Annotated in this window: 11 protein-coding genes and 1 riboswitch; of the genes, 9 read left to right on the forward strand and 2 right to left on the reverse strand. The window is 39.4% G+C overall.

Features of this window, described 5'->3' with window-relative positions:
• Window positions 1–24: 24 nt before the first annotated feature.
• The 5 genes from G521_RS17745 to G521_RS0107240 all read left to right on the forward strand — a co-directional run bounded on the left by G521_RS17745 (window position 25) and on the right by G521_RS0107240 (window position 7,727).
• Window positions 25–2,955 carry a PAS domain S-box protein gene (locus G521_RS17745; protein WP_051189551.1) on the forward strand — a complete coding sequence of 977 codons (2,931 nt, stop codon included), beginning with the start codon at window positions 25–27 and terminating at the stop codon, window positions 2,953–2,955.
• Window positions 2,956–3,149: 194 nt separating this feature from the next.
• Window positions 3,150–3,521, forward strand: coding sequence for a methionine-R-sulfoxide reductase (locus tag G521_RS0107225; RefSeq protein ID WP_026897942.1), 372 nt, complete (start codon window positions 3,150–3,152; stop codon window positions 3,519–3,521).
• A gap of 29 nt (window positions 3,522–3,550) precedes the next feature.
• Window positions 3,551–3,844 carry a putative quinol monooxygenase gene (locus tag G521_RS0107230; protein WP_026897943.1) on the forward strand — a complete coding sequence of 98 codons (294 nt, stop codon included), beginning with the start codon at window positions 3,551–3,553 and terminating at the stop codon, window positions 3,842–3,844.
• Between the two features lie 173 nt (window positions 3,845–4,017).
• A riboswitch (cobalamin riboswitch) is annotated at window positions 4,018–4,167 on the forward strand.
• Window positions 4,168–4,258: 91 nt separating this feature from the next.
• On the forward strand, window positions 4,259–5,233 hold the full coding sequence (locus G521_RS0107235) for a ribonucleoside-diphosphate reductase small subunit (protein WP_026897944.1): 975 nt from the start codon (window positions 4,259–4,261) through the stop codon (window positions 5,231–5,233).
• 130 nt (window positions 5,234–5,363) lie between these two features.
• Entirely contained in the window at window positions 5,364–7,727 is a 2,364-nt protein-coding gene (locus G521_RS0107240) for a ribonucleoside-diphosphate reductase subunit alpha (RefSeq protein WP_026897945.1), read from the forward strand.
• A 132-nt stretch (window positions 7,728–7,859) separates the two neighbouring features.
• On the opposite strand, the gene G521_RS0107245 is transcribed toward G521_RS0107240, so the two are convergent.
• Window positions 7,860–8,537: a class I SAM-dependent methyltransferase gene (locus G521_RS0107245; protein ID WP_026897946.1), complete on the reverse strand. Its 678-nt coding sequence runs from the start codon at window positions 8,535–8,537 to the stop codon at window positions 7,860–7,862.
• Between the two features lie 171 nt (window positions 8,538–8,708).
• On the opposite strand from G521_RS0107245, the gene fabG reads away from it, so the two are divergent.
• The 4 genes from fabG (at window position 8,709) to G521_RS0107265 (ending at window position 12,821) form a co-directional block, all read left to right on the forward strand.
• A complete protein-coding gene (gene fabG, locus G521_RS0107250; RefSeq protein WP_026897947.1) occupies window positions 8,709–9,452 on the forward strand; it encodes a 3-oxoacyl-[acyl-carrier-protein] reductase in 744 nt (247 codons plus the stop codon).
• Window positions 9,453–9,570: 118 nt separating this feature from the next.
• The gene (locus G521_RS0107255; protein WP_026897948.1) at window positions 9,571–10,296 is read left to right on the forward strand and encodes an SIMPL domain-containing protein; all 726 of its coding nucleotides are present in this window, start codon (window positions 9,571–9,573) and stop codon (window positions 10,294–10,296) included.
• 3 nt (window positions 10,297–10,299) lie between these two features.
• Window positions 10,300–10,674 (forward strand): hypothetical protein, encoded by a 375-nt coding sequence (locus G521_RS0107260; RefSeq protein WP_026897949.1) that lies wholly within the window; start codon window positions 10,300–10,302, stop codon window positions 10,672–10,674.
• Window positions 10,675–10,733: 59 nt separating this feature from the next.
• Window positions 10,734–12,821: a hypothetical protein gene (locus G521_RS0107265; RefSeq protein ID WP_051189553.1), complete on the forward strand. Its 2,088-nt coding sequence runs from the start codon at window positions 10,734–10,736 to the stop codon at window positions 12,819–12,821.
• Here G521_RS0107265 and G521_RS0107270 read toward each other — a convergent pair.
• On the reverse strand, window positions 12,818–13,132 hold the full coding sequence (locus tag G521_RS0107270; protein ID WP_026897951.1) for an FtsB family cell division protein: 315 nt from the start codon (window positions 13,130–13,132) through the stop codon (window positions 12,818–12,820). The genes G521_RS0107265 and G521_RS0107270 overlap by 4 nt on opposite strands.
• Window positions 13,133–13,241: the final 109 nt, after the last annotated feature.

A 13,241-nucleotide genomic window follows, 5' to 3' on the forward strand; every position in this document is an offset into this window, starting at 1 on the left:
TATTTTTTACCCTCAACTGAATAAATGAACTCTGACTCTCTTATCAAAGACAATCCTGTTTATCAAATATTAGAACTATTCCCTGCTGCAACTGCCCTGTATACTTCAGAAGATATTATTATTAATTATGCAAATAGCCTGATGCTTGACATATGGGGTAAAGATGAGACAATAATAGGTATGCCTGTATTGCAGGGAATTCCCGAATTGAAAGATCAGCCCTTTATTGACATTCTGAAACATGTTTGGCGTACAGGAATTACTTACAGTGCCAAAGATACCAGAGCTGATTTGCTGGTTGGGGGAAAGCTTCAAACATTTTATTTCGATTTTACATATCAGGCTCTCAAAAATGAGAATTCTGAGATCTATGCAATCTTCCATACCAGTTATGATGTAACGGAGAAAAATCTGCACAGAGAAAATGCGGATAATTCAATCGCCGCATTAAGCAGAGAGCAAAGTTTAAACGAGGAACTGGCAGCATCAAACGAAGAACTGGTTTCTACTATTGAAGAATTAAATACCACGCAGCAAAGTTTATCTGATCTGAATGAAAAACTGGAAGAAAAAGTATTAATCCGCACCAAAGCTCTGGCCCAAAGTGAATCGAAAATAAGTTATTTACTGGATGATGCACCTGTTGCTATTGCATTGTTTACCGGTTCAGAAATGTTGATTGAGGCTGCTAATAAAAAAGTATTGGAAGCTTGGGGTAAAACCTCTGAAGTAGTAGGTAAACCACTTCAGCAGGCTTTGCCTGAATTGATCGGACAACCTTTTTTAGGAATTTTGGATGAGGTATACCGAAGCGGAAAACCTTTTTACGGCAATGAGGTGAAGGCGATGCTGGAGAAAAATGGTGTGATAGAAGAGGTATATTGTAACTTTGTTTATCAACCATCAATCGATAACGAAGGAAATACTTTCGGGATCATATTAACTGCAAATATCGTTACCGAACAGGTTCTGGCAAGGAGAAAAGTAGATCAAAGCCAGCATCGTTTAAATAGTATGGTTTCTACAGCGCCTATCGGGATGACTATTCTTCGTGGCCGCGATATGGTTGTGGAAATTGCCAATCAGCCTATGCTTGATATCTGGAATCACAATAAAGAAGAGGTGATTGGCAGAAAGTTACTCGATATTTTTCCCGAATTAACAGATCAGCCATATCCGGAATTGTTGCTGACTGTTTTTGATACCGGCAAGAAAATCAGAATGCCTGAGCTGGAAGCAGATATCATTTCGCCGCATGGCAATAAACATATTTATATTGATTTTTCGTACGATCCGCTTTTTGACGAGAATGGCGAGGTTGAAGCTATACAGGCAACCGTTATTGATATTACAGAAATTGTTGAAGGCAGGAAAATGCTCGAAAAGAGCGAAGCCGAACTGCAGTACATTAATGAAGAACTGAGCGCTACTGTTGAAGAACTGGCTGCCGCTAATGAGGAGCTTTTAACAACTCAGGATACATTACAGGAAATGTTCGATTCGCTCGCCAGCAGCGAATCACGCTTTCGTTTCATGCTGAACGTTATCCCGCAGCAGGTTTGGACAGCCAGTCCGGATGGTGCGCTGGATTATGTAAACCAGGTGGTTTGTACTGATTTTGGCTATACCACAGAAGAAGTGGTGGGACACGGCTGGAAAGCTTTTATTCATCCTGAAGATCTTGAAAACTGCTTGAAAAAGTGGACTACAGCTCTTGAAACCGGAGGGGAGTATGAAGTTGAATTCAGATTGCTTTTTAAAGATGGAACTTACCGTTGGCACCTGGCCAGAGCGGTGCCTCTTATAGAAAATCAAAAAGTAAGTTTATGGCTCGGTACCAATACCGATATAGAAATTCAGAAAGAGAAAGAAAATAAAAAGGATGAATTTCTGTCTATTGCAAGTCATGAATTAAAAACGCCTTTAACAAGTATAAAAGCATTTAATCAATTAATGCAAAAAGTTAAAGATCCGGTCAAAATTGAAAACTTTATCCATAAATCTTCTGAGCATATAACCAGACTCGAAAAACTTATTTCTGATCTGCTGGATGTAACTAAGATTAATGCCGGTAAGCTGGTGTATAATATGGAGCCTTTCAATTTTGAAGAAATGGTTAGGAATAGTATAGACACCCTGCAGCATACGTCTTCAGAACATCATCTAGTCCTGGAGATTAATGAAGCAGCTGAATACAACGGTGACCGTTTCCGCCTGGAAATGGTGCTGAATAACTTTATTTATAATGCCGTGAAGTATTCTCCGGGAGGTGAAAAAGTAATTGTGAACAGCAGGCTGGAGAGAGATAATATTGTAGTTTCTGTACAGGATTTCGGAATTGGAATTGAGGAAGAGGATGTAGATAAATTATTTGACCGCTACTACCGCGTAGATAATACTGCCATGAGGTTTGACGGATTGGGTTTGGGCTTATTTATCTGCTCTGAAATACTGAAACGACACAACGGGAGTTTCTGGATAGAGAGTAAAAAGGGCGAAGGCTCCACCTTCTTTTTCAGACTTCCTTTACAGCAGGAAAGCAGCAATAAGATCATAAAAAGTACAGATTCTTTTTACAAGGATAATTCAATCGTAATTAATTATAATGAAATAAGTAAAAACCTGGAGATAGACTGGATCGGTTTTGAAAGTTTTGAATCTGTACAGAAAGGCTGTATGAAAGCTCTTGAAATGATAAACAGATTTGAGTGCAGCAAGGTTCTGAATGATAACAGAAGAGTTTTGGGAACATGGTCTGATGCTTCTGATTGGGTGGGCACCGTTTTCTTTCCGATGATGGAAAATGCAGGAGTTAAAAATGTAGCATGGATTTTTTCTCCGAGTTCCTTCAGTCAGTTATCTGCTAAGAAAAGTCTGGATGTGGCTGTAGGCAATATTACCGCCCAGTTTTTTACAGATATGAATTTGGCTAAAAAATGGCTGGCTGAGGTTTGATAGTTTTTAAATTATTCGTTCATTTAAATTAAGACCGCTGCAGGAAAAAGAGTGCCGCAATTTGCTTAGATGGTCCAACGGCCACCGATTCACATTTATGATTTGTAAAATTTATCTGGTTTACTCCGGTATTTTTAATAATCCAAACTCTCTTCGTATTCGTACGTTGTCTTTGAGTTGAAACTATAATTATTATGACTTACAATAAACTGAACCCGCAAGAAGAGGAAGTGATTTTGCATAAAGGAACAGAAAGACCTTTTACTGGCGAATATGTAAATACCAAAGAAGCAGGAACCTATATCTGCCGGCAATGCAATACCCCTTTGTATACCTCCGAAGATAAATTTGAATCGCACTGTGGCTGGCCAAGCTTTGACGATGAATTGCCCGGTGCAGTAAAGCGTGTTGCTGATCGCGATGGACGCCGTGTTGAAATTGTTTGTGCTAATTGTTCCGCACATTTGGGTCACGTTTTTGAAGGAGAGCGTTTCACTCCTAAAAATACCCGCCATTGTGTAAATTCCATTTCGATGAAATTTATCCCTGCCAAAAGCGGAAACTAATTGTATTTATTTCTATTAAATAATTATATATGATCAAATTTGGATTGCTGGCAACCCTTGAAGCTAAGCCGGGCAAAGAAACGGAACTGCATGATTTTTTAATATCAGCCTTGCCATTGGCGCAGGATGAACCGGGTACAAAAACCTGGTATGCTTTCAGGATTAATTCCGGTACGTATGGGATATTTGATTCATTTGAAACTGAAGAAGCACGCGAGGCTCATTTATCCGGACCGATCGCTAGAGCTTTAATGGAAAAAGCCGCTGAGCTTTTAGCCAAAGATCCGGTTATTGAGAAGACAGATATTCTGGCAGCTAAATAAGGTTATCCACATATTTATTTTAAAAGCCGATCTTTTAGATTGGCTTTTTTTGTACCCGGAAGGGTCAGGCTAGCTTTATTGCAGCTTTATCTGATTGTAGATTTTATGCAATTTGTTTAAAACTTAAACTCATGCTAAGCACTCTAAAGTATATATTTGTTGCTCGAAAAAAGTTCTTACCAATTTAACCGGCTTGCCGGATTTTTTCCGGAATAAACAAGGGATACCGTGTGTAAATCACGGGCTGACGTGCAACTGTTAGGATCATTAAATCAGTATGATTTAATCTCAGCCAGAACACCTGCCGCGTTTAATTGTCAAAGCTTTCACGAATAAAGTTTTGACGGAGATTCTGATTCTCGCATCTGTTGATGCAGGAATTGCTGTCTTCTGTCAATTCCAAAACCATCTGTTATGAATCACGAGAACGAAATCCTGTTAAAGGAAAATAAAGACCGCTTTGTCCTGTTGCCAATAAAATATCCCGCTATATGGGAAATGTATAAAAAAAGCGAGGCCAGTTTCTGGACAGCTGAAGAGATTGACCTTTCTGGAGATATTAAAGATTGGGAAAATCTGAATGATGGTGAAAAACATTTCGTGTCGCATATTCTGGCCTTTTTTGCTGCCAGCGATGGTATCGTAAACGAGAATCTGGCTGTTAATTTTATGAGCGAAGTGCAGATTCCGGAGGCCCGTTGTTTTTATGGCTTCCAGATTATGATGGAAAACATTCATTCAGAAACCTACGCCCTGCTAATTGATACCTATATCAAAGATGCGGTTGAAAAAGAAAGATTGTTTCATGCTATTGATACAGTTCCCTGCGTGAATAAAAAGGCACAATGGGCCTTGAAATGGATCAATAACGGGAATTTTGCCCAGCGACTGGTGGCATTTGCTGCCGTAGAAGGTATTTTCTTTTCCGGAAGTTTCTGTTCTATTTTCTGGTTGAAAAAACGCGGACTGATGCCGGGCTTGACTTTCAGCAATGAGTTGATTTCCCGTGACGAAGGAATGCACTGCGAATTTGCTTGCCTGCTTTACAGCATGCTGAGTCAAAAACTTTCTAAAGAGGAAGTAACAGAAATTATTGCTGATGCGGTGGAGATTGAAAAGGAATTTGTAACCGATGCCCTGCCTGTAAATCTGATCGGGATGAATGCCAAACTGATGAGTCAGTACATTGAATTTGTAGCCGACCGCTGGTTGCAGGAATTGGGCTATGATAAATTATATAACGCCACAAATCCGTTTGATTTCATGGAAATGATATCCCTGCAGGGGAAAACTAACTTTTTCGAAAAACGTGTGGGCGATTATCAGAAAAGCGGTGTACTTTCCAGCGATGCAAAAACACAGGCATTTTCTCTGGACGAGGATTTCTAATCACAGATAGGAGAGCTTGGATTATCGAACTAAACTCAAATATCTCAATAAAAAATAGTTTATATACAAAGATTGAAGTACGGGACTTTGAACATCTCAAATCCAATATCTCAATCTCAAATCTTAAAGCATGTTCGTAATAAAACGCGACGGAAAGAAAGAATCCGTAAAATTTGACAAGATCACTGCAAGAATTGAAAAGCTTTGTTACGGATTTAATCCGGCCTTGGTGGATCCGATAGATGTGGCGAAAAAAGTAATCGAAGGATTATTTGACGGAGTAACAACCTCTGAGCTGGATAATTTAGCGGCAGAAACTGCAGCTTCTTTAACTACCAAACATCCTGATTATGCATTGCTGGCATCGCGGATAGCGATTTCCAATCTTCATAAAAATACAATCAAATCATTTTCTGAAACCATGCGTCTGCTGCATGAATACATTGATCCGAAAACGGGTAAGAATGCCTCTTTGATTGCTGATGATGTTTGGGCGGTAATTGAAGAACATGCAGAATTGCTGGATAGTACACTTATTTACGACCGCGATTTTGGTTTTGACTATTTTGGTTTCAAAACGCTTGAAAAATCGTATTTGTTAAAAATAAATAATCAGATCGCCGAAAGGCCGCAGCATTTGTACATGCGTGTAGCGGTTGGTATTCATAAAGCCGATATCGAAAGTGTTATCAAAACCTATCACTTGATGAGTGAACGCTGGTTTACACATGCTACGCCAACTTTATTTAATGCCGGTACGCCTAAGCCACAAATGTCGTCCTGTTTCTTGCTTACTATGAAGGATGACAGTATTGACGGAATATATGATACACTCAAGCAAACGGCCAAGATCTCGCAAAGTGCGGGAGGAATTGGGCTGAGCATCCATAACGTTCGGGCAACAGGTTCATATATCAGCGGAACCAACGGTACCAGTAACGGAATTATTCCGATGTTGCAGGTCTTTAATGATACTGCCCGTTATGTAGATCAGGGTGGAGGTAAGCGTAAAGGTGCTTTTGCAATTTATCTTGAGCCATGGCATGCAGATATTTTTGCGTTTTTAGATCTTCGTAAAAATCATGGTAAAGAAGAAATGCGTGCCCGCGATTTATTCTATGCGCTCTGGGTTTCTGATTTGTTCATGAAACGTGTGGAAGAAGATGGCCACTGGAGCTTGTTCTGTCCTCATGAATCGCCGGGACTGGCCGATTGTTTTGGTGCCGAGTTCGAAAGCTTATATACCCGTTATGAAGCAGAAGGCCGTGCCCGCAAAGTGGTAAAAGCTCAGGAATTATGGTTTGCCATTTTAGATGCCCAGGTAGAAACCGGTACTCCGTATTTATTATATAAAGATGCGGCAAACAGTAAATCCAATCAGCAAAATTTAGGAACTATCAAAAGTTCTAATTTATGCACCGAGATAATTGAATACACTTCACCTGACGAAGTAGCGGTTTGTAATCTCGCTTCGCTTGCGCTACCCAGATATATTATCAATGGAAAATTTGATCACGATAAATTATACGAAGTTACTTATCAGGCCACTTTAAACCTTAACAGGATTATCGATTGTAATTATTATCCGATTATCGAGGCCCAGAATTCAAACCTGCGCCACAGACCGATCGGTTTAGGTGTTCAGGGATTGGCCGACACATTTATTCAGTTACGTTATCCTTTTGAAAGTGAAGAAGCCAGAAGACTGAACATCGAAATATTTGAAACCATTTACTTTGCAGCGATGACCGCTTCAAAAGATCTGGCCATTCAGGAGGGTGCTTACGAAACTTTCCAGGGTTCTCCTTTATCCAAAGGAATATTCCAGTTTGATATGTGGAACATACAGCCCGACAGCGGACGCTGGAACTGGGAAGCTTTGCGTACAGAAGTGGTTAAAAACGGGGTTCGTAACTCATTACTGGTGGCGCCGATGCCTACTGCCTCCACTTCGCAGATTTTAGGAAATAACGAGTGTTTTGAACCTTATACTTCTAATATTTACAGTCGCCGTGTATTAAGCGGAGAATTTATCGTGGTAAACAAATATTTATTACGCGACCTGGTTAACCTGGGATTGTGGAATAACGATATGAAGAACCAGATCATTTCTGCGAATGGCTCCATTGCAGATATCGCAGAAATTCCTTCGGAAATTAAGGAATTATATAAAACTGTTTGGGAGATAAAAATGCGTTCATTGATTGATATGGCCGCCGATCGTGGTGCTTATATCTGCCAGTCGCAATCTCTTAATTTGTTTGTTAGTTCTCCGAATGCTTCTAAGCTTACCTCCATGCATTTTTACGCATGGAAAAAAGGATTGAAAACCGGAATGTATTACCTGCGTACGCAGGCTGCATCGCAGGCCATTAAATTTACTGTAGAAAGCCAGGGGGGTAAAAATATGGAACCTGTTATTCCCCAGGTGGATGAAGAAATTCAGGGTGAAGTTTGCTCCATGGAAGAGGGTTGTATCAGCTGTTCGGGTTGATACGGATAGTAGATGGGAGACATGAAGTTTGAGAGCGCTTACCACTAAGTAAGATTGTTTTTTGCAAACGAAAAAGTGCCTGATGAAATGTCAGGCACTTTTTTTATATCTAAGCTATAACATCTTTTCTGTTTATTTTTGAGCCCAGATAACGGCCCACATAATATTTTTCCAGATAATATCCACTTCTTTGAAACCGGCCTGTTCCAAAGTTTTTAAATGCCAGCTTACAGGCGTATGAAAATCATGCGCATCCTGATGTTGCATCCACATATCCCAATTTTCCTGTGTTGAGCCTAGTTTAAAAGCCTCTTCCTTCCACCTCGAAATATGCTTCTTATAGATCTCTTCATTAATTCCACGGGTTTGGTCGGCAAAAATGAAGAGTCCATTTGGCTTTAATGCCTGCTGAATATCCCGGTAGAGGTTTATCTTATCCGGGTCTGGAATATGATGAATGGCTATGCTGGATAAGATCAGATCATATGAACCCGGCGGAAGATGCATGTGCCGGAAGTCAGCCTGAATGTGCCTGACATTGGGTTGTGCCATAAATCTTTTCTGGCTTTCTTTCAGGATATCTTCTGAAATATCAAGTGTATCAATTTCGGCTTCGGGATAATATTTAAGAATTTGTTCGGTGAGATTTCCGGTGCCGCATCCCAGGTCAAGTATTCGTGAAGGTTTAAGATCAGCAGGAATATAATGGAACATGTTGTACATCAGTTCGCCATAACGCGGCACACATTTGCTGATCAGCTCGGTATAGCGGCTGCTCAATTCATCGTAAAATGATTCAACTGACTCCATTGAAAAGAATTAAAATATTTGATTTAAGATAGTATATCCGGCTAACATAGCCGGATACATTTTGTTAGATACAAATCATAATCATTTAACCTGAAAAATTTCAGAAATAGCATTCTAATAAAATTGCGGTATATTTTTTAAAATTTCTAATTTCACAGCTTTAAATATATTATGAAACTACTCGAAGGAAAAACCGCATTAATTACCGGTGCATCAAAAGGAATTGGTCGTAAAATAGCTGAAAAATTTGCCGAGCATGGTGCAAACGTGGCATTTACATATCTTTCATCTGTTGAAAAAGGCGAAGCCTTAGAAAAAGAAATGCAAAGCTATGGTACCAAAATAAAAGGCTATCGTTCTGATGCCTCTAAATTTGATGAAGCAGAAAAGCTGATTACTGATATAGTTGCAGATTTTGGAACATTAGATATCGTGGTAAACAATGCAGGAATTACAAAAGATGGTTTATTAATGAGAATGAGTGAAGAGAACTGGGACGATGTGCTCAACGTAAACCTGAAATCTATATTTAACGTTACCAAGGCAGCCTCCAAAATCATGATGAAAAACCGCAAAGGGGTTTTCATTAATATGAGTTCAGTGGTAGGAGTTCAGGGTAATGCCGGACAAGCAAATTATGCGGCGTCTAAAGCGGGAATTATTGGTTTCTCAAAATCGGTGGCAAAAGAATTAGGATCACGAAATATCCGTACAAACGTGGTAGCCCCAGGGTTTATCCGTACAGAAATGACCGAGGTATTGGATCCCAAAGTTGTGGAAGGGTGGGCGCAGGCTATCCCATTGAAGCGTGCGGGTGAAGCAGAAGATGTTGCAAACCTATGCGTTTTCCTGGGATCTGACATGAGTTCTTATATCACCGGACAGGTAATTCCGGTTGACGGCGGAATGTTGTAAAGAAATTATGTAAAAAATGATTTAAAATCTCCGTTGTCTGCGGAGATTTTTTTTTGGATAAATTTTCAGGGAATCTTCTCACAATTAGTATATTATACTTTTATAAATAAAAGCATAAATGCGAACCAACCGTTTTATTCTTCCTTCGCTGATAATGGGCCTGGCCCTTGTTATCTCCACATTTGTTTTCTCCGGAACCTGGCGCAAAATTAAGAGCGAAAACCAAACGATTAACGTTACCGGATCGGCAAAGAAAGTGATTGTTTCAGACCTCGGTATTTTAAGAGGAACCTTAAGTGCTGAAGCTGTTACTGCCAGCGATGCTTATAAAGCCCTTCAAGCTCAAAAACCGATTTTAATAGATTATATCAGGTCGAAAGGTTTTAATTCAGATAAGATCAATTTCCAGACAATCAATAATTATCCGAATTATGAATTTAATCAAAATGGCCAGCAAACCCGGGTACGCTCATTTACAGCTTCGCAATCATTAGATATACAGTCGCCCGATGTGAATCTGATCAAAGCACTATCTCTGGAAATAAGTTCACTGGTAGAAAGAGGAATAAGTTTCCAGGTTAATCAGCCTGAATTTTATTATACCAAATTGGGCGATATAAAGATTGAGATACAGGCCGAAGCAGCAAAAGATGCCATGATCCGCGGGCAGCGAATAGCAAAGGCTACAGGTCGTGAACTTGGAACTTTAAAAACTGCACGAATGGGTGTACTTCAAATCACTCCTGAAAATTCAAACATGACTTCAGATTATGGTATTAACGATGCCAGTTCTATTAGAAAAGAAATTACCGCGGTAGTAAATGCTAATTTTGAAATTGATTAACTGATGAAACTAGCAGGCTTTGTAATCTGTTTAATCATTTTCGGATGCTCAAAAAAAGATCAACCGGATTTGGGGGCAAAAATGGGAGAAATATATTCCATAAAATCATTAAGCAATATATCATTAGGACAAACAGATACTATTACCGTAAGCTTTGGCGGTGGAAGCGGTTGTTCGTCTGCTCATCACTTAGAAGCCAAAATAATTGAAAATACTATTTCTTTTACGGCATATTACGTAGATCCTCCTGACGATCGTGTTTGTCCGGCAGTGGTTCCTACTCATCAATTAAAATATTTTTTTAAACCCGGTTCTAAGGGAATCTATACATACAAATCTGCAAATAACTCAGTTTCTACTGCAAGTACGGTAAATTAATTCAACCCAATAATCCGGATACTGATCAATCCCGATTTAATAGCACATTCTTAAATTTTATGCCCTTATTATTTCAGCTTCAATTTACGGGATCGATTTTTTTGTGGCTTATCGCATGTATTGCATTGGGAATTGCATATGCATTTCTGCTGTATCCATTGAATTCAAAATTAGATAAAAAAGTTAAGTATGGACTTTTTGCAATACGGGCTCTGGTTGTAAGTGTTCTTTCATTTCTGCTGTTTGCCCCCTTGCTTAAAACCCTAAGTAAAACTCTGGAAAAACCCCTGATTATTTTAGTTCAGGATAATTCGGCCTCCATAAAAGTTTCAAAGGCACCTGATTTTGATCCAGGTAAATTCCTGAAGCAGTACAAAAACATCTCGGAAGAACTTTCAAAGGAATATGAAGTCAGGGAATTTAATTTTGACATGCAGGTTCGGGATGGCTTAAAAGCTGAATACAACGGACAGTTGAGTAATATTTCTGAAGTTTTCCGGATGATTAATGACCGTTACGCCAACCGGAATATTGGCGCAGTTTTAATTGCTACTGATGGAATTTATAACCGGGGAAGTAATCCGCTCTATGAAATTAAGAATCTAAAAGCTCCGATTTACACTATTGCCTTGGGTGATACCATCCCTAAAAAGGATATTCTCATTGCCAATACCAATTATAACAACATCGCGTATCTGGGAAATAATTTCCAGATAGAAGTAAGCATAGAAGCATATCAAAGCGCAGGTAGTACCAGCCGGCTCAGTATTTCGGATGATTCTGGCGTTCTATTTTCCAAAAATATAACTATTAACTCCGCTGAGTTCAGGCAAACTATACCTTTAAACTTACCGGCTAAGAGAAAAGGAATTCAGCGATACCAGATCAGTGTTTCTTCTATATCGGGCGAGCTTTCTCTTGAAAATAATAAGCAGACGATATTTGTTGAGGTGCTGGATGGCCGGCAGGAGGTACTTATTATCGCGAATGCGCCGCACCCCGATGTGGCTGCCATACGGCAATCAATTGAAATAAATAAAGATTACCGTGTAAAAGTTGCTTTTACGGATGATGTTCAGAATAAAGATATTCAGGATGCCGGACTGGTTATTTTACATCAGTTGCCATCGGTAAGCAACCATGCCCGTAGGATTCTGGATCAGCTTAAATCCAAATCATTGTTATTTATTCTGGGCGCCCAAAGCAGCAGCAGTTTATTTTCATCATCTCAGGGAGTTTTAACAATAGTTTCTTCGGGCAGTTCTCAGGAAGCCAGAGTGAAGATTCAGCCTGATTTTTATGGCTTCTCCCTAAGTGAAAACTTACAGAAAAAACTTTTGGATTTTGCTCCCTTAGTTGTCCCTTTCGGGAATTATGCAATTAAAGGACAAGCTGTAGCTGTTTTAAATCAGAAGATTGGGAATATAGATACAGCAATGCCTTTGTTGCTATTAGGAAATGATGCGGAAAGGAAAACCGGGGTTTTAGCGGGCGAGGGGTTGTGGCGCTGGCGCCTGGAAGAATTTGCAGCTAACGGGAATCACGATGCAGTGAATGAATTATTGGGCAAAACGGTTCAGTATCTTTCCAGTCGTGATGATAAGCGGAAATTTAGGGTATACACGGGCAAAAAGTCATTTGATGAAAATGAGCCGGTTGTTTTTAATGCTGAATTATACAACGATTCCTACGAACTAATAAATACTCCCGACGTGAAATTATCCGTGAAAAGCAAGTCGGGCAAAAAATATAGTTATCTGTTTTCCCGGAGTGGGAATGCATATCTGCTTGATGCAGGAGTATTGCCCTCCGGTGAATATACGTATCAGGGCAACACAACTTTGGGGTCTAAAAGGCATGAATCCGGCGGGCAGTTTGTAGTGAGCCGGCAGCAAACGGAACTTCAGCAAACTACAGCAAATCACCAGCTTTTATATTCACTGGCTAAGCAGGGCGGAGGCTCGATGATTTTTCCGGATGAATTATCTCAGATTCCTACGCTGCTTAAAAGCAATGAAAATGTTAAGACAATATCTTACGAAGGAAGAAAATATGAAGAAATGATCAATTTAAAGATCATTTTCTTTTTGATAATATGCTTGCTGAGTATAGAATGGTTTTCACGAAAGCGAAACGGAGAGATTTAGAAAAAGGATTTAGATTTTTTTTCTTCCTCTTTTATGATCACAAAAACATCTTCGTTCTCTTTTTTCATCAGATATTTTTCGCGGGCAAATTTTTCAAGCTTTTCTTTGTTGGTACTCAGCTCATCCAGATCGGTTATGGCCTTTTCGGTTTCTATTAAATAAAACTCTTTTTCTGCCTGTAATTTATTCAGCTGTGTACGATAATCATATTGAGACATCAGATCATTCCGGTCAAAAAACAACATCCACACCACAAAAGCAATGCTTACTATTAAATATTTATTCCGAAGGGTTTCGATCAGCCGGTTCATTTACACAAATTAACTAAAAAACATCCGCAATATTAGTAGTCTGGATGTTTATCTTAATTTTTAAAGCTTTAAAAAAAATTAATAAAAAAAGGAGCCTCCCGGCCGGGAC

The sequence above is a fragment of the Daejeonella oryzae DSM 19973 genome (genome assembly GCF_000422945.1).
Lineage (GTDB): Bacteria > Bacteroidota > Bacteroidia > Sphingobacteriales > Sphingobacteriaceae > Daejeonella > Daejeonella oryzae.

Excerpts from the sequence above, each read along its gene's own strand:
- G521_RS17745 (WP_051189551.1), top strand. The coding sequence starts at position 25 with ATGAACTCTGACTCTCTTATCAAAGACAATCCTGTTTATCAAATATTA.
- G521_RS0107225 (WP_026897942.1), top strand. The coding sequence starts at position 3,150 with ATGACTTACAATAAACTGAACCCGCAAGAAGAGGAAGTGATTTTGCAT.
- G521_RS0107230 (WP_026897943.1), top strand. The coding sequence starts at position 3,551 with ATGATCAAATTTGGATTGCTGGCAACCCTTGAAGCTAAGCCGGGCAAA.
- G521_RS0107235 (WP_026897944.1), top strand. The coding sequence starts at position 4,259 with ATGAATCACGAGAACGAAATCCTGTTAAAGGAAAATAAAGACCGCTTT.
- G521_RS0107240 (WP_026897945.1), top strand. The coding sequence starts at position 5,364 with ATGTTCGTAATAAAACGCGACGGAAAGAAAGAATCCGTAAAATTTGAC.
- G521_RS0107245 (WP_026897946.1), bottom strand. The coding sequence starts at position 8,537 with ATGGAGTCAGTTGAATCATTTTACGATGAATTGAGCAGCCGCTATACC.
- fabG (WP_026897947.1), top strand. The coding sequence starts at position 8,709 with ATGAAACTACTCGAAGGAAAAACCGCATTAATTACCGGTGCATCAAAA.
- G521_RS0107255 (WP_026897948.1), top strand. The coding sequence starts at position 9,571 with ATGCGAACCAACCGTTTTATTCTTCCTTCGCTGATAATGGGCCTGGCC.
- G521_RS0107260 (WP_026897949.1), top strand. The coding sequence starts at position 10,300 with ATGAAACTAGCAGGCTTTGTAATCTGTTTAATCATTTTCGGATGCTCA.
- G521_RS0107265 (WP_051189553.1), top strand. The coding sequence starts at position 10,734 with ATGCCCTTATTATTTCAGCTTCAATTTACGGGATCGATTTTTTTGTGG.
- G521_RS0107270 (WP_026897951.1), bottom strand. The coding sequence starts at position 13,132 with ATGAACCGGCTGATCGAAACCCTTCGGAATAAATATTTAATAGTAAGC.